The sequence below is a fragment of the Streptococcus suis genome, assembly GCA_022354845.1.
Classification (GTDB): domain Bacteria; phylum Bacillota; class Bacilli; order Lactobacillales; family Streptococcaceae; genus Streptococcus; species Streptococcus suis_AA.
In genome coordinates, this window is sequence record CP031970.1 from 758,845 (window position 1) to 775,205 (window position 16,361).

A 16,361-nucleotide genomic window follows, 5' to 3' on the forward strand; every position below is an offset into this window, starting at 1 on the left:
AATAAAAGAGCCTAGTGCTCTTTTTTGGTGCAAAAGAAAAGCCAGTCGTTCGACTAGGCTTGTTTCTTTGAAATCTGGTGGAATATGACAGTCCAATTTTCATGACGACGCCAGAGGGATGCGTGAACAAAGTCGCCAATTTCAAATGTAACTAGTTTAGACTTTTGACTAATAGAAATCATCTGATAGTTGGAAAGATAGTTTGTTTGAATAGGGTGACTTTCAAGCATTTGAGTTTTATCTTGATACCGACCTTTGGCATCGATGAGAAGGTAGTTCTCATCAATTAAAGTCTCATATCCAGTTGCATGTGCTTGTATCTCTGTTTCAAATCGGAAGAGTTTATCATAGACGTGTTCATACATCTCATCGTGTGGAATTTCAGATGGTTCTACGTGTATATCTACATCAAAAACACCATGTTTGAATGTTAGGAGTTGCTCAACCTGTTCGGTTATTTCATGACTTTCATAAACTGACAGATCCGGATTCATTTCGAGGACAATATCCAGATAGATATTTGCACCATAGGTGCGACCACGTTGTGAATTGACAGAAACAATTTTAGGAAGTTTGAGAACATCCTCTTCGTATTTTTTCAATAAGTTTTCATCAAAACCATCTGAGAGTGTGAAGAAGCTCTCCATAAAAATATCATATGCAGTTTTTAGAATGAAAAAGGTGATGATGATAGCAGCAATTTTATCAACAATTGGGAAGTTAAAGGCTGCAGCAAAGATTGCCATAGAAGTTCCAATGGAGGTGACAGCGTCAGATAGATTGTCCTTAGCAGCAGCTTCAAGTGCTTTAGAATGAACTCTTTTCGCTAGGCGATTATTATAAAAATATACGGCCAACATAACGAGTGCGGAGAAAATACCTACTATTGCCCCCATTATGTCTACCTCGACTGGAGAATTACTAATTATTTTTTGTAAGGTATCATAGAGGACTTGAAAACCAACGACGAACATGATGAAAGAAGTCATCAAACTAGCAAGGTCTTCCATTTTCCAATGTCCGAATTTATGGTCAGTGTCAGCAGGTTTTTGGGCCATTTTCAATCCAACCAGTACGGCGACATTTCCAATAATATCGGAAATATTATTGAAGGCATCTGCTCGCAGGGCATCTGAATGAAAGACTTGACCTGCAGTCAGTTTGATGATTGACAAGACAATATAGGTACCTATCGATAGTAAGGCACCACGTTCGGCAAGTTTTAGATTGGAAACAGTTTGGTTCATGGCATCTCCTTTAATAAGTTTTCATTGTAACAAAAAGCCCCCCTGTTTTCAAGGAGTTAGATTAAATTTTTATGAGCATTCATGACCTTATAAAGGCGTAATAAGATAGTGCCACTTGCCATACCAATTGGTATAACCAAAGCTAGTGTTAATACGGTTGTAATATTGGTGAGGGCTTGAGCATATTCGCCTGATACAAAATAGGTAGTAGACATGTATGCGTGGTAACCCGGAACAAGTGGAGCAAGTATAGCCAATGAAAAGATGACGGAGGGTGTTTTTAACCAAATACTCATGATCTGACTGACACAGGATCCGATAATTGCTGCGAAAAAGGTAGCAATCAAGACATTTGTTGGTTCCAATAGTAAAAGATAAATAAGCCAAACAAGCATACCTAGAAGACCACCCGGAATCAACATATTCTTTTGAACATTGAGAACAACTAAAAAAGTAGCAATAGCGATATAAGATGCAATCGCCTGAAATAAAAAATTAATGGAAGTCATACCTTACCTCACAAGCATCAGGGCGACTGTAGTTCCAGCACCAAGTGATAAAATAATCAGCGCAGTTTGAAAGAACTTAGTCATACCAGTATTAATATGGTTGGTCATCAGGTCCCTCACAGCATTTGTGAATGCAATGCCAGGTACAAATGGCATGACCGCACCAGCGTTAATCAGGTTTGGATTGATGGCAAGGTTCGTATGGCTACTTAGTATGTAGGATGTGAGCGAGAACACAAAAGCGCCAACAAAAGTTGTGACAAAGTCAATACTAATATAGCGATCTACTATGAGAGAAAGAGGAAAAGCTAGGGCTGTAGCAAGGACCGCGCCTGCAGCATCTAAAAGCGATCCACCAAACATAATAGTAAAAAAAGGAGCAGCGACCACTGCAGCCAAGGTTACTTGGATTTTATTATATGGTGGTTTTTGTTGTTTAATTCGATTTAGCTCTTGCCAAGCCTCTTCCAAACTAATTTCTTCATTGGCAAGAGAGCGAGAGACCTGATTGACATCACAAACTTTCTGCATATCGTATTGTGATTTGACAATACGTTTCATGCGGGAAATGTTTGTATGATCAATGGAGAAAAAGATTGCGGCTGGTATAGCTAGTACATTTGCCTGTTCAATTCCTTGTGAATGTGCAATCCGAATCATTGTATCCTCTACTCGATGAATTTCAGCTCCGCTTTGCGCTAAAATAGCACCAGCAAGCATGAGTACATCTATGACCAAATTTAGTCTAGGAGTGTTTTCCATCAATGCATCCTTCCGCTTGTTTTCCTTCATTATAACAAAATATAGGTATAGGAAACACATTTTTTTGATAGATAAGCAAATAAATTGCAAATTAGTCGGATTGTAGTATAATTGATTTATCAATGATTGACGAATCAATCAAATGAGGTAAATCTATGCAAGAAATGGAAGATTTGTTATACAGATTGAAAGTGGCTGATGAATCGATTTCTAATCTATTTGAAAAGCAATTGGGAATCAGCTTGACACGCTACACGATATTAGGGATATTGTTGGAGGATGCCCCGATGCATCAATTAGCATTACAGCAGCGACTTCAGATTGATCGGGCAGCCATTACTAGGCATCTGAAATTGTTAGAAGAACAAGGCTATATTAGTCGTGAACGAAATCCTAAGAATCAGAGAGAAGTACTTGTATGGCCGACTGAGCAGGCTCGAGAAGCACTGATTTCTGCCCCTCCAGCGCATCATCTTGAGATCAAGGAAGCAATGAACCAAGTACTGACTCTCGAAGAGAGGAATCAATTTCTTGCCATGCTTGACAAACTACTAATTGGCTTGCAAGAGTTACCTATTTAATTTTTATAGAGGAGACATTATGTCTATTTTTACCATTATTCTAGCTAGTATCGTAGCTATTGAACATTTATATATCATGTATTTGGAAACCTTTGCGACCCATTCAAATTCTACAAGCCGTGTCTTCAATATGGCCAAGGATGAGTTGCAACGTAAATCTGTGACCACTCTATTTAAGAATCAAGGAATCTATAATGGTTTATTAGCTGTCTTTCTCTTGTATGGAATTTTCACAGGCAACCTTGAAGTGACAACTATTTTTGTCTTGTTTGTTATTGGAGCGGCAGGCTACGGAGCAGCGACTTCTAGTCCTAAAATCCTTTTGACCCAGGGAGGGCCAGCAATCCTAACCCTCATTTCAATCTTATTATTCAACTAAGCTAAAAAGCCTTCCGTGAGGAGGGCTTTTTGCAATTATCGAATAGTCAGTTCTTCATCTAGTGTAGAGATGTAGAGGTAATCTGTGGCTTTTGGAATATAATAGTTTGGAAGGTCAATTTCTATCATTTCCTAAATCAAGTGTTTATATATTATCAGAATGAACTTCTCTATGCTATACTATATCCATGAAAGAACTTGAATTATTAACACGCGCTTTTAGTTTTATTTGCGTAATAGGTCTCGGTTACATTTTAAAAATCCAGGGAATAGTCCGAAGAGAAGATGCCACTATTTTTTCCACTCTGGTCATGAATGTAACTTTGCCAGCTTCCTTATTCATCGCCTCCTCAACAGCACAAGTATCACTCAGTCTCTATCTCCCATTCCTTTTAGGAATTTTGTGTAATCTTCTTTTGAATCTAGTGGGATACTGGGACGCTAAACACTCTGGACATCAAGCCTCAGTCGGGCTAATGCAATTATCTGGATACAATATAGGTACTTTCACCCTACCTTTTGTTCAAGCCTTCTTTCCAGCGAGCAGTTTGCTAAGTGTTATCGTCTTTGATGCAGGAAATGCAATTATGGTTTTAGGAGGAAATTACAGTATTGCAACTGGAATTGATGTAGAAAAAGAAGGGATGTCTGTTACATCATTTATAAAAAACATTACTCGCTCAATTCCGCTAATGGTATACTTAGTCAGTCTTTTACTAGCTAGTTTATCCATACAACTTCCACAAGAAATTCTCTCTACTTTGACGATTGCTAGCAATGCCAATCCATTTTTAGCGATGCTGATGTTGGGAATCCTCCTTGATTTAAAACTGAATTGGAAGGAAATTGGTCGATTGTCCTACCTCTTGTTTCTGCGAGTAGGGGCCAATATCTTGATGGGGGCCCTCATCTATTTTCTATTCCCAATTGAGCAGTCTATGAAAATGATGCTTCTGGTGTGCTTAGCATCTCCAATTTCGGTCATGTCACCAATTTATGCATTAAAATTAGGAAGCCGTTCTGCAGAACCTGCGAATGTCAATTCCTTATCTATACTGGTTAGTCTTGCTGTGATGGTACTTCTGATTTTTCTATTCGTATAAAAAAGCCTTTGCTTGTGCGAGGGCTTAAAATCTATCTTGTACTCAATGAAAATCAAAAGTAGCCTAGTTTCAGCTATCTGGGAGATCTTGAAGGTTGGAAATAGGGAGAACTGTGTTTGCGTCATTAAGCTATAGATATAGCTCTGTTACTTTCTCATTTCAAGGTTTAGTCATTTGATTTGGCTTTGATACATCGTCACTTTCGGCTTGTCGTACTCTACGATAGTGACTTGTTTCGCAAGTCTTATTTCCAATATATTAATCAATAAAGAATTCCTGCGGGCCTTGGTAACGACTTCCGTCATTGAAGGCTAGGAAGAGGTTGAAGATTGGTGTAAAGAAAACATACAAGACAGCTTGTAGGGCTGATAGTCCAAAACTACGGCCAAAAGAGTAAACCAGATAGATGCCGTATAGAGGTCCTACTAGTGGAATCAGTAAAAGGAGGATGAACCATCTTTTTTCATAGCCAAATGTGATACATTGTTGGATATAGAGATTGTAAAATGGAATCAATGATTTCCAACCTGCATAGCCTGCTTTTTTAAAAAGGAGGTAGTTTGAAATAGCAACCAAGATATACCAAATAACTGAGAAAAGAAGTGCTGTTCCCCAAATACCGATAAGAATACCTTGTAGTAATGTTTCGTCTGTCATAATAATTCTCCATTTCTATTTGATAATTCCATTATAATAGTATTAGTTCAATAATACAATATATTTTTGCATTTTTTATATATTTTTTTAAACATTTTAAAAAATCGGCTATCATTTGATAACCGATTTAAATCTTATTTAGAAGTAACAATTCCAAGGATGACGTCAACAGCTTGTTCCATGGTTTCAAGACTAACGAATTCGAAACGGCCATGCATGTTTTCACCACCTGCGAAGATATTTGGCGTTGGAATGCCCATGAAAGAAATCTTAGACCCATCTGTTCCCCCGCGAACAGGTTCAATGAGAGGTTTGATACCAAGATTTTCCATAACTTCTTTAGCAATGTTGATTGGAGTCATGTCTTTTTCGATGATTTTCTTCATATTATAGTACTGATCATGCAAGTGGACAATGACGCGTGGAGTGTCAAAGTTGGCATTCATTTCCTCAGCAATGTCCAGCATGAGTTGTTTACGTGCCTTAAAATCTTTTTCCTCAAAGTCACGGATGATGTAGCTAGTTGAAGCGGTGTCAACACTACCTTCCATGTTCATCAAGTGGAAGAAGCCTTGATAGCCTTCCGTTTTTTCAGGGCGGTCTTCTTCAGGAAGAGCATTGTGGAAGTCGATAGCTAGTTGGAAAGCGTTGATCATTTGATCTTTGGCTGAACCTGGGTGCACATTGCGTCCTAGAAAATCAACTTTAGCAGCTGCAGCTGAGAAGGTCTCGTACTGGAGCTCGCCTAGCGGTCCACCATCCATCGTATAGGCGAAGTCTACATCAAAATCTTCCACATCAAACTTGTCTGCACCGACACCGATTTCTTCGTCAGGACCAAATCCGACACGGATTTCACAGTGTTTGATGTCAGGGTTCTGCACCAAGTACTCAATTGCTGTCATGATTTCTGCAATTCCTGACTTGTCATCAGATCCTAGCAAGGTAGTACCGTCTGTGGTAATCAGGGTTTGACCCTGGTAGTTGGCAAGTTGTGGGAAGTCTTTTGGATGCAATTCATAGCCAGAAGTGCCCAAGGCAATTGAATTGCCGTCGTAGTTTTCGATGATTTGTGGGTTGACACCTTCTGCGTTGAAATCAGCCGTATCCATGTGGGCAATGAAACCAATTTTGCGTGTTAAACTTGGATCAGTGGCAGGTAGTGTTCCTACCGCAAAACCATTTGGTAGATAGTGAACATTCTGTAAACCAATGCGTTCCATTTCAGGCAAGAGAATGTTTTGTGCAAACTCAACTTGATTATAGGTAGAAGGTGTAGTTGTTGAGCTTTCATCAGAGCGTGTATTTTCTTTGACATAAACTAAAAAACGGTCTAAAAGTGTAGGGTATTTCATGTTGTCTCCTTATTTGTTCAAAATATGTTTTTCAATGGCTTTTGCTACACCATTGTTTTCATTGGTATCTGTAATGTCTTGGGCAGTAGCCTTGACTTGTTCATTGGCGTTGCCCATGGCGATTCCCAGACCTGCAAATGCTATCATTTCAAGGTCGTTGTTGGCATCACCTATTGCCATAATTTCCTCAGGAAGAATACTGAGGCGGTCCGCTAGCTTTTTCAAACCAGATGCTTTGCTTGCTCCATCTGGTAGAATTTCCAAGAGATAGTCCTGTGAACGAACGGTGGAATAGCGTTGGCTGAGCAAAGTGTGATATTGATTTTCAAATGCATCAATGGCATTTTTTTCACCAACAAACATGGCTTGGAAGAAACGATGTTTACCTGATGTAGCCTCTGTAAGATCAATTGGTAATGGTTTCATACCAACTAATCCAGCATCTAAGGACACTGTCGCATTTGCTTGTCCTGCTAATACAAAGTAATCCTCTTCATCAAAAAGGGAGATTTGGACAGCATCACTAGTTGTGAAGGTACTGAGATATTCAACGTCTGAAATAGCTAATTCCTCCCAGTCAACTAAGGCCCAATTTTTTGTAGCATGTGTCGAACAACCATTATTGACAATGATATATTCTTCTTCCGTATCAAACCCTAGTTGTTTGACAAAGGGTTTGACGCCAACTAAAGGACGTCCTGTGCATAAAACCACTGTGACACCAGCTTTAACAGCTTTATGTATAGCGTCAATCTCTGCTTGTTTCAACTCTTTTTTTTCATTTAAAAGCGTTCCGTCCATATCAAGGGCGATGAGTTTTATCATAATATCCTCCTTGTATTCAATAAGACTAGTATAGCACAAATCGGGAGAGGAATGATTGAAATAGTTAATCCTATTCTGTATAGTAAAATAGATTAGGTGATAAATGATTGAAATAAAAGTATTAATAAATAGAGCTATAGCAAAGATAGCAATGTTCATTGTGTGCCAAGAGAATCTAGCTTCACTTGGAAAACAAATCTTGGAGCATGGGCCACGTAAACCGTGTTTCAATAGGTAGAAATAGTTGATGAAGGAAAGAGAACAGATTGTCGCTTTTATCAAGATATTATTTCTTCAATCCTTTGGAATGAATAGCTCCCTTGTTTGGACATGATTAAAAAATTATAGACAGCTAATGAACATCGGTTATTGGCCGGTGTTTTTTGGTATAATAAGAAAATAGAAGAGGAGTCACGTTTGAAGATTAATGTCCAGAAAGAATTAGATACCTATTTACTAACTATCTCTTATATTGTTCCAGCTGGTTTGGCTGAAACGTGGAATCTGCTAGCGACCGATTCTGGTTTTGTACGCTGGTTTCCACAGTTGAGAGTTGAGGGCGATAAGATGGTTTTTGAAATGGAAGGATTCTGTGAAGTGATGGTTCTTCTTGACTATCGAGAAAACCAGAAAATTGCCTACACGTGGGATTCAGCAATTGTTTCATTTACAATGTCTCAACTAGAAAATCGGACCTTGATTTCTTTTGAGGAACGAATTCCAGAAGATTTTGGTAATGAATTTGCGAACGCTCAAAAAGACATGACTGGTTGGCTCGTTCAGAACGAATGCATACAGGCGCTCTTACATCTAGAGGACTTACCTGAGCGCAAAAACTTACGGGAGAAGTGGATATTGTTTTTAGAAGAAAAATTGAAAGATTACTGATTAGAGGAGAAAAAGATGACTCATAATATTACCTGCCCTCATTGTGGGACGGCCTTTCAGGTCAATGAAACAGAATACAGTCAACTCTTAGCTCAGGTGCGTGGTGCGGAATTTGATAAAGAAATCCATGAACGATTGGCGCGTGAGACAGAACTATTGGCTCAGCGGGCTGAAAATGATTTGCAGGCTAGATTGAGTGATAAGGATAAGGAGATTCTGGAACTGACCGCAAAACTTGATACATTTGCTAGTCAGACGGAACTCGAACTCAGCTCTGCCATTTCTAAAAAAGACCAAGAAATCCAAGAACTTAAGGCTCAGTTGGGGCAAATCGGTCTTGCCAAGGACTTGGAGTTGCAGCAGGCGGTAGCTCAGGTGGAGAAGGAGCGGGATGCGGCGCAAAATGCTTTGGTTTTGCAGGAACAAAAGCAAGAGTTAGCCCTGGCAACCACTCGTCAGGAGTACGAAGTACGGCTTAAGGCCGCGGATGAGCAGGTGGAATTTTACAAAAATTTCAAGGCCCAGCAGTCTACAAAGGCAATTGGAGAGAGCTTGGAGCAATTTGCTGAGGCGGAGTTTAACAAGGTTCGTTCCTATGCTTTTCCTCGAGCCAAATTTGCGAAGGACAACGATGTATCAGTGTCCGGTTCAAAAGGAGATTTCATCTTCCGTGATTTTGACGAGTCGGGTTTGGAATTTATTTCCATCATGTTCGAAATGAAAAATGAGGCGGATACGACCAAGACCAAGCATAAAAACGCTGATTTCTTTAAGGAGTTGGATAAGGACCGTAGGGAGAAAAAATGCGAATATGCTGTATTAGTTAGCATGTTAGAGGCGGACAATGACTATTACAATACAGGGATTGTGGATGTTAGTCATGAATATGAGAAGATGTATGTTATTCGACCACAGTTCTTTATCCAATTAATCGGAATTTTACGAAATGCTGCGCTTAATAGTCTGCAATACCAGCAGGAGTTAGCCTTGGTTAAGGAGCAGAATATCGATATTACTCATTTTGAAGAAGATTTGGAAATATTCAAGAATGCTTTTGCAAAAAACTATCAATCGGCCAGCAACAATTTCCAAAAAGCTATTGATGAAATCGACAAGGCAATCAAGCGAATGGAAGCTGTCAAGGCAGCCCTGACCACCAGCGAAAACCAGCTTCGCCTAGCCAATAATAAACTAGACGACGTCTCCGTCAAAAAACTAACCCGCAATAACCCAACCATGAAAGCTAAGTTTGAGGCGTTGAAAGGAGAACATAAATGAACACCATTGACCTAAATCTGCCTGTTGCAGAGATTATCAACCAGCACCCAGAAGTCAAGGAGATTCTGCTAGAGCTTGGTTTCAAGCCCTTGGCTAATCCAGCCATGCTCAACACAGTTGGTAAGGTGACTAGTCTGAGGACAGGATCTAAGATGACCAAGATTTCGCTAGACCGTATTCAACAGGTCTTGGAATGCAACGGCTATGAGGTAATAGGAGGAGAAGTATGAAAGACCAACGGATTGATATTTTGAAGAATATTCTCTTAGAACTGCACAATGGTGCCAGTCCGGAGTCTGTTCAAGACCAGTTTAATCAGCATTTCACGGGAGTTTCTGCCCTGGAAATATCCATGATGGAGCATGAACTTATGTCCAGCGACACGGGGATCACCTTTGAAGATGTCATGGGCCTTTGCAATATCCACGCTAACCTCTTCAAAGGAGCCATTGCGGATGTGGAAGTGGCGGATATGGACCAGGAGGGGCACCCTGTCTATGTCTTTAAGCAGGAAAACCTGGCACTGCGGGCAGCTCTTTTACGTATTCGCCGTATCATCGACCAGTATGGGCAGACAGAGGATGCGGAGCTGAAAGACCAGCTTCTGCAAGGTTTGACACGCCAGTTTGACCTTTTGGGGCAGTTTGAAAACCACTACACGCGCAAGGAAAAGGTCTTCTTTCCGATTATGGAGCGGTACGGTCATGATTCACCGCCTAAGGTCATGTGGGGTGTGGACGACGAGATTCGCGATCTCTTCAAGACGGCTCGAAAAACTCTCGAAAGCGGCGACCTAGTGGCAACAAAGGCCCATTTTGAAGTCTTTACCAAGGAATTTGAAGAGATGATTTTCAAGGAAGAGGCCATTCTCCTCATGATTCTGCTGGAGATTTTCACTCAGGACGACTGGCTCCAAGTGGCAGCGGACAGCGACGCCTACGGCTACGCCATTGTCAAGCCGACAGCCAAGTGGGTGCCCCATCGGGAGACTTTTGGGGAAATAGCAGAGCAGGCAGCAGACAGAGTTTCTCCGCAGCCAGCAGGGTCAAACCAGCAGATTATTGATACACCAGAAGGCCACTTCACCATTACCTTCACACCCAAGGAGAAATCGGAAACTGTTCAGGATAGGACCAGCCCGCAGACCTTTGGCAATGGTTACTTGTCTGTCGAGCAGGCCAATCTCATTCTCAACCATTTACCGCTGGAACTTACCTTTGTCAACAAGGACGACATTTTCCAATACTATAATGACAGCCACCCTGTTGAAGACATGATTTTCAAACGAACGCCAAGCCAGATTGGACGCCGTGTGGAGCTCTGCCATCCACCCAAAATCTTAGACAAGGTCAAGAAGATTTTTGAATTGCTCCGCACAGGGCAAAAAGACCAGGTCACCATGTGGTTCAAGTCCGAGAGCATGGGCAAGTTTGTCTATGTGGTCTATAAGGCAGTGCGTGATGACCAAGGAGAGTTTCAAGGCGTTTTGGAGTATGTCCAGGATATTCAACCATTTTTTGAGATTGATAGCGATTTTCATCGGGATATTTAGTATATCTAGTTTTTATCATCATTGAGGAGAAAAATAGGTAAAGATGGACTAGTTGAGGATTCAGTAGATTTTACTCCCATTCGTAAAAGCAAGGTGAATAAATATAGAGAGTTTTTGAAAGAAATTAAATTATTGGAATGCTCTACTCTAAAATTAGGAGATAAAGATTATCATGACGCGCCGTTGATATTCTCTTATGATATGATGAAGAGGAAGAGGTCGGTATTGATGAGGCGGTTACATATGAAGCAGCACCTTCTGGAACCATGCGACGTATTCACAAGGAACTTGAGAATTTGATAGGTACAACCTTTGGTAGTTATCGTTTCTACGATGAGTGATTGATAGCGGACCGCCCACTAGAGCGGTCTTTTGTGTTATAATGAGAACATGATTTCAGGAATTATTAACGTTAATAAAGAAGCAGGTATGACCTCGCACGATGTTGTTTTTAAGCTCCGCAAGATTTTGCAGGAGAAGAAGATTGGTCACGGGGGGACCTTGGACCCAGATGTGACAGGCGTTCTGCCCATCGCAGTCGGCAAGGCCACGCGTATGATTGAGTATATGCAGGAAGAGGGCAAGATTTACGAGGGGGAGATTACCCTCGGCTACTCAACCACGACCGAAGATGCGTCGGGCGACCTTGTTGAGCGGACGCCTGTTTTGGACATAGCAGAGCAGGCAGTGGATGAGGCTATGGCCAGTTTTGTCGGAAGGATTACCCAGATTCCGCCTATGTATTCAGCTGTCAAGGTCAATGGCCGCAAACTCTACGAATACGCACGGGCAGGTGAAGAAGTTGAGCGTCCTCAACGCCAAATTGAGATTTACAGTTTTGAACGTACCAGCCAAATTGAGTTGGCAGATGACTGTGCACGTTTTACCTTCCGAGTTCGTTGTGGAAAGGGCACCTATGTCCGTACTCTTTCTGTTGACTTAGGGGCTAAGTTAGGCTACGCCAGCCACATGTCCAAGCTGGAACGAACTGGTTCAGCAGGAATGGACCTAGCGGACGCCTTGACTTTGGAAGAAATTTCTTCGATGGTAGCTGAAAATGATTTTTCATTTCTCCAACCTATTGAACGTGGTATCGGGGATTTACCTGTTGTAGAATTGAAAGAAGAGCAGGTGCAAGATGCTACATTTGGTCGATTTGTAGAATTGAATGCAGAAGCAGAGCGCTTAGCAGGCTTTCATGATGGTCAGTTGATTGCTATTTTTGAAAAACGCGACCAGCTGTACAAACCGAGCAAGGTTTTGGTCTAAGAAATTTCTCAATAACTGTGATAAAATAAAAGACATGAATATAAGAATAATTAAAGATTTTAACGAATTGCAAAAAGAAGAACCAACTGTTTTGGTACTTGGCTATTTTGACGGAATTCACCTGGGGCATAAAGCCCTTTTTGAACGTGCACGAAAGGTTGCAGATGAGCGAGGGCTGACGGTAACTGTTTTGACCTATCCAGAATCGCCTAGGTTGGCATTTTCTCGTTTTACTCCAGAACTATTGCTACATTTAACAAGTCAGGAACAGCGCTATCTCTTATTGGAGAAAAATGGTGTGGATCAACTGGTTATGACGCCATTTACTAGCGAATTTGCCAGTAATACTCCAGAAGAATTTATTGAGCGGTATGTGAAAGGGTTAAATGCTCAGGCCTTGGTTGCTGGATTTGATTATCATTTTGGAAATTGCAGAGCAGATGTTCAGGACTTGATGGAACTGTTTGATGGTCAGGTAGAAATTGTAAGTGAAGTGAGCTTAAGGGGAGAAAAAGTTTCTTCAACTCGTATTCGTCAGGCTATCCAGTCAGGGGATGTCTCTCTAGCTAATCAACTTTTAGGTTATCCATTTATGACGGAGGGAATTGTTGTTCATGGAGATGCCAGAGGACGCACTATTGGTTATCCGACTGCAAATCTGGCTCCTTTTGACCGTGTCCATTTACCATCTGAGGGAGTCTACGTCGCTGAAGTCGAAGTAGATGGAAAACGCTATCGAGCTATGACAAGCGTTGGGAAAAATGTGACCTTTGATGGAACTGAGCTGCGGATAGAAGCCCATATTTTTGGGTTTGACCGCTTTATCTACGGAGAAAAAATGACGATTTTTTGGCTTGAAAAAATTCGAGATATGGTCAAGTTTGATGGGATTGAAGGTTTGATGGAGCAGATGAAGTCCGATGAAAGCTACGCCTTGCATTGGACAAGTAAGTAAACCTATAGATTTCAAAGAATTTGCTAATAAATTTGTGTTAAAAGTCATTAAATTTTATGAAAAATTAATATAATCCCTTTGATTCCCTATTGAAAAAAACAACAAAATAAGATATAATATATTAGAAAAGCTTGCATAGAAGGGAATGGACGGGCATGATAACCTTATTTTTGTCACCAAGTTGTACGAGTTGTCGTAAGGCTAGAGCATGGCTGACTAGCCACGAGGTGCCTTTTAATGAGCATAACATTATGACTAGTCCGTTAACTGCAGATGAATTACAGCAAATTTTATCACTGACAGAAAATGGCACCGATGATTTAATTTCAACACGATCAAAAGTGTTTCAAAAGTTAGATATTGACCTGGATGAACTGTCCGTGAGACAGCTCATTGAGTTAATCGAGCTATATCCGAGTTTACTTCGGCGTCCGATTATCCTTGATGAAAAACGGATGCAGATAGGGTTTAATGAGGATGAAATTCGGGCATTTCTACCGCGAAACTATCGCAAGCAAGAATTAAAGAATGCAACATTACGAGCAGAAATAGGATAGAGACATGGATAAACAATACTCATATCCGCTTGATTTTTCATGGAGCACAGAGGAAATTTCCTCAGTGCTTTCTTTTTTGAATAGAGTGGAAGAAGCATATGAAAAGGGTGTAGAAGCAAGACTCGTTCTTGAACAGTATAAAAAGTTTAAAGAAGTTGTAAGAAGCAAAGGGCAAGAAAGACAAATTGATCGAGATTTCGAGGAAGCGTCAGGTTACTCTAGCTATCGAGTTGTAAAGGCTGCCCAAGAAAAACAGAAAGGAATGATCCGATTTGGAAACTAAATATCATTTTGCTAAGCAGATTATTCTTGAAGCGGGTGAGTTCTTACGTGATCATTTAGATGACCCTCTTGTTATAGATGAAAAAACCAATCCTCAAGATTTAGTCACGCACTTAGATAAACAGGTACAAGACCAATTGAGCCAAAAGATTCTTTCGGAATTTCCAATGGATAGCGTATTTGGTGAAGAAGGTGGACAAACTGGTTCCATAAAAGAGGGAAAGGTATGGGTGCTGGATCCGATTGATGGGACAACGAATTTTATCGCTCAAAAGAATGACTTTTCCATACTTTTGGCATATTTTGAAGATGGTGTAGGTCAATTCGCAATCATATATGATGTGATGCAAGATAAATTATTTCATGGTGGAGGGCAATTTCCAGTTTATCTCAATCATCAACTACTTGAGATTCCCACAGCTACATCTTTGATAAGAAGCTTGATTGGTTTAAATGCAACCTTATATGCTACAAATCAGTATGGCTTAGGTGACTTGGCCAATCATTCATTAGGGACTCGTTCTGTTGGTAGTGCTGGAATTGGTTTCTCTCACGTCTTAGAAGGACGCTTATTAGCTTATGCTTCGAATCTTTATCCATGGGATTATGCGGCGGCGAGCATCTTAGGGGAAGCTTTAGATTGTCAGTTATTGAGCTTAGAAGGTGATGCTCCCCAGTTTTCTGGTAGAGAACATGTGATGTTGGTCCCAAAAGCTAGTTTGAGTGAGATTAAGAGGTTTATCCATTGATACAATTACCACAGGAATTTATTGAAAAATATACGCACTTGCTTGGCCCTGATGCCAAGCATTTTTTGAGAGTTTTGAATCTTCTGCAGTTTCTGGCTTTCGTACGAATCCTTTAAAAGAACAACAGAAGGAATTCCCAGATGCAATACCGAATATGCCTTGGTCTTACTACGGTAAGGTTTCTGGAAAGTCCATCGAACATGTGACAGGTTTGGTTTATTCTCAAGAACCCGCTGCACAGATTGTTGGGCAAGTTGCTGCTCCTGAAAAAGGGATGAAGGTACTGGATTTAGCAGCGGCTCCTGGAGGAAAGACCACCCATTTACTTTCATATTTAGAGAATACAGGGATTTTAGTTAGTAATTAGATTTCAGCCACAAGATCCAAAATTCTTGCCGATAATATCGAGAGATTCGGAGCAAGGAATGTGGTTGTCACAAATGAGTCAGCTCAGCGATTAGCAAGCGTTTTTTCAGATTATTTTGATATGATTGTCTTGGGTGCACCTTGTTCTAGCGAAGGAATGTTTAGAAAAGACCCGGATGCTATTCAGTATTGGTCTAAAAACTATCTTGCTCTGTGATCGCAGTTGCAAAAGGAAATCTTGGAATCAGCTCTTGAAATGCTTGCACCTAATGGACAACTCATCTACTCTACCTGTACGTGGTCGCTTGAAGAAAATGAAGATATTGTTCGATGGTTATTGGAGCAATATGCTTTAGAATTAATTGATATTCCGAAACAAAATGGTATGGTTGAAGGTATTGGCTATCCTGAGACGGCTCGGATGTATCCTCATCGTTTTAAAGGAGAAGGACAGTTTGTAGCGAAATTTCGATATAAAGGGGAAGGTTCCACGAAAAAAAGGAAATTTGGGAAGTCAAATTTAAATCGTGAACAGCAACAATTATGGCAGTCTTTCAAACAAGAACACCTGACAATACAGTTTTACGGTGTTCTACAAGCGTTTGGAGATAATCTCTATTTATTACCTAAAGAGCTTCCTAATTTATCTAAAATTTAAATTGCACGTAATGGTTTACATCTGGGTGTGTTTAAGAAAAAGCGTTTTGAACCCAGTTTTGCTCTCGGCCTTGCATTACAGAGTGATAAAGTGATGAAGCGAGTTGAAATTTCAGCGGAAGATTTTTAAAAATATACTGCAGGTCAGACGATTGTGGTGCCTAAAGAATTACCAAATGGTTGGTATCAAGTTGCCGTTGCTGGAAATGGGCTAGGCTTTTCAAAAATCGTTTCTGAAGTATTGAAAAATAGCTTCCCCAAAGGACTAAGATTTTAAGTCGGAAGAAGCAAATTATTTTTGCAACTTATCTTGTTATATGTTATAGTGGATAAGTGGAAATTTCTTGTAAATACTATGTAAAAATCAAGTAAAAAACTAGGAATTCCACTG

At 40.4% G+C, this 16,361-nt stretch carries 18 protein-coding genes and 2 pseudogenes; 14 read left to right on the forward strand and 6 right to left on the reverse strand.

What is annotated here, in order from left to right; genetic code table 11:
* Positions 1-53: 53 nt before the first annotated feature.
* From D2A30_04015 to D2A30_04025, 3 genes are read right to left on the reverse strand one after another with little or no spacing between them, the layout of a single operon-like run.
* A complete protein-coding gene (locus tag D2A30_04015) occupies positions 54-1,247 on the reverse strand; it encodes a cation transporter (protein ID ULL20821.1) in 1,194 nt (397 codons plus the stop codon).
* Between the two features lie 56 nt (positions 1,248-1,303).
* Positions 1,304-1,756: a threonine/serine exporter family protein gene (locus tag D2A30_04020; GenBank protein ULL20822.1), complete on the reverse strand. Its 453-nt coding sequence runs from the start codon at positions 1,754-1,756 to the stop codon at positions 1,304-1,306.
* A gap of 3 nt (positions 1,757-1,759) precedes the next feature.
* A complete protein-coding gene (locus tag D2A30_04025) occupies positions 1,760-2,518 on the reverse strand; it encodes a threonine/serine exporter (protein ID ULL20823.1) in 759 nt (252 codons plus the stop codon).
* Between the two features lie 155 nt (positions 2,519-2,673).
* Between D2A30_04025 and D2A30_04030 the strand changes: the two genes are divergently transcribed.
* The 3 genes from D2A30_04030 (at position 2,674) to D2A30_04040 (ending at position 4,580) form a co-directional block, all read left to right on the forward strand.
* Positions 2,674-3,099, forward strand: a complete 426-nt coding sequence (locus D2A30_04030; GenBank protein ID ULL20824.1) for a MarR family transcriptional regulator — start codon at positions 2,674-2,676, stop codon at positions 3,097-3,099.
* A gap of 19 nt (positions 3,100-3,118) precedes the next feature.
* On the forward strand, positions 3,119-3,478 hold the full coding sequence (locus D2A30_04035; protein ID ULL20825.1) for a DUF1304 domain-containing protein: 360 nt from the start codon (positions 3,119-3,121) through the stop codon (positions 3,476-3,478).
* A gap of 187 nt (positions 3,479-3,665) precedes the next feature.
* Entirely contained in the window at positions 3,666-4,580 is a 915-nt protein-coding gene (locus tag D2A30_04040; protein ULL20826.1) for a transporter, read from the forward strand.
* A 258-nt stretch (positions 4,581-4,838) separates the two neighbouring features.
* Here the strand turns inward: D2A30_04040 and D2A30_04045 are convergent, their stop codons facing one another.
* The 3 genes from D2A30_04045 to D2A30_04055 form a co-directional block, all read right to left on the reverse strand.
* Positions 4,839-5,237, reverse strand: a complete 399-nt coding sequence (locus tag D2A30_04045) for a hypothetical protein (protein ULL20827.1) — start codon at positions 5,235-5,237, stop codon at positions 4,839-4,841.
* Between the two features lie 134 nt (positions 5,238-5,371).
* Positions 5,372-6,592: a peptidase T gene (gene pepT, locus D2A30_04050; GenBank protein ID ULL20828.1), complete on the reverse strand. Its 1,221-nt coding sequence runs from the start codon at positions 6,590-6,592 to the stop codon at positions 5,372-5,374.
* Positions 6,593-6,601: 9 nt separating this feature from the next.
* A complete protein-coding gene (locus D2A30_04055) occupies positions 6,602-7,417 on the reverse strand; it encodes an HAD family phosphatase (GenBank protein ID ULL20829.1) in 816 nt (271 codons plus the stop codon).
* Between the two features lie 417 nt (positions 7,418-7,834).
* On the opposite strand from D2A30_04055, the gene D2A30_04060 reads away from it, so the two are divergent.
* The 11 genes and pseudogenes from D2A30_04060 (at position 7,835) to D2A30_04110 (ending at position 16,247) form a co-directional block, all read left to right on the forward strand.
* Positions 7,835-8,305 carry an ATPase gene (locus tag D2A30_04060; GenBank protein ULL20830.1) on the forward strand — a complete coding sequence of 157 codons (471 nt, stop codon included), beginning with the start codon at positions 7,835-7,837 and terminating at the stop codon, positions 8,303-8,305.
* A 15-nt stretch (positions 8,306-8,320) separates the two neighbouring features.
* Entirely contained in the window at positions 8,321-9,583 is a 1,263-nt protein-coding gene (locus tag D2A30_04065) for a DUF2130 domain-containing protein (protein ID ULL20831.1), read from the forward strand.
* Positions 9,580-9,813, forward strand: coding sequence for a DUF1858 domain-containing protein (locus D2A30_04070; GenBank protein ID ULL20832.1), 234 nt, complete (start codon positions 9,580-9,582; stop codon positions 9,811-9,813). Before D2A30_04065 ends, D2A30_04070 begins: the two co-directional genes overlap by 4 nt.
* Entirely contained in the window at positions 9,810-11,135 is a 1,326-nt protein-coding gene (locus tag D2A30_04075; GenBank protein ID ULL20833.1) for a DUF438 domain-containing protein, read from the forward strand. Before D2A30_04070 ends, D2A30_04075 begins: the two co-directional genes overlap by 4 nt.
* 132 nt (positions 11,136-11,267) lie before the next feature.
* Positions 11,268-11,476: pseudogene (locus D2A30_04080) on the forward strand (hypothetical protein).
* A gap of 49 nt (positions 11,477-11,525) precedes the next feature.
* Positions 11,526-12,404 (forward strand): tRNA pseudouridine(55) synthase TruB, encoded by an 879-nt coding sequence (truB, locus tag D2A30_04085; protein ID ULL20834.1) that lies wholly within the window; start codon positions 11,526-11,528, stop codon positions 12,402-12,404.
* Positions 12,405-12,438: 34 nt separating this feature from the next.
* Positions 12,439-13,359, forward strand: a complete 921-nt coding sequence (locus D2A30_04090; protein ULL20835.1) for a bifunctional riboflavin kinase/FAD synthetase — start codon at positions 12,439-12,441, stop codon at positions 13,357-13,359.
* Between the two features lie 155 nt (positions 13,360-13,514).
* Positions 13,515-13,916 carry a Spx/MgsR family RNA polymerase-binding regulatory protein gene (locus D2A30_04095; GenBank protein ULL20836.1) on the forward strand — a complete coding sequence of 134 codons (402 nt, stop codon included), beginning with the start codon at positions 13,515-13,517 and terminating at the stop codon, positions 13,914-13,916.
* A 4-nt stretch (positions 13,917-13,920) separates the two neighbouring features.
* A complete protein-coding gene (locus D2A30_04100) occupies positions 13,921-14,199 on the forward strand; it encodes a UPF0223 family protein (GenBank protein ULL20837.1) in 279 nt (92 codons plus the stop codon).
* The gene (locus D2A30_04105) at positions 14,189-14,947 is read left to right on the forward strand and encodes an inositol monophosphatase family protein (protein ULL20838.1); all 759 of its coding nucleotides are present in this window, start codon (positions 14,189-14,191) and stop codon (positions 14,945-14,947) included. The genes D2A30_04100 and D2A30_04105 overlap by 11 nt, the downstream gene beginning before the upstream one ends.
* A pseudogene (locus D2A30_04110) lies at positions 14,947-16,247 on the forward strand (23S rRNA methyltransferase). Before D2A30_04105 ends, D2A30_04110 begins: the two are co-directional and overlap by 1 nt.
* The last annotated feature ends 114 nt before the right edge of the window (positions 16,248-16,361 follow it).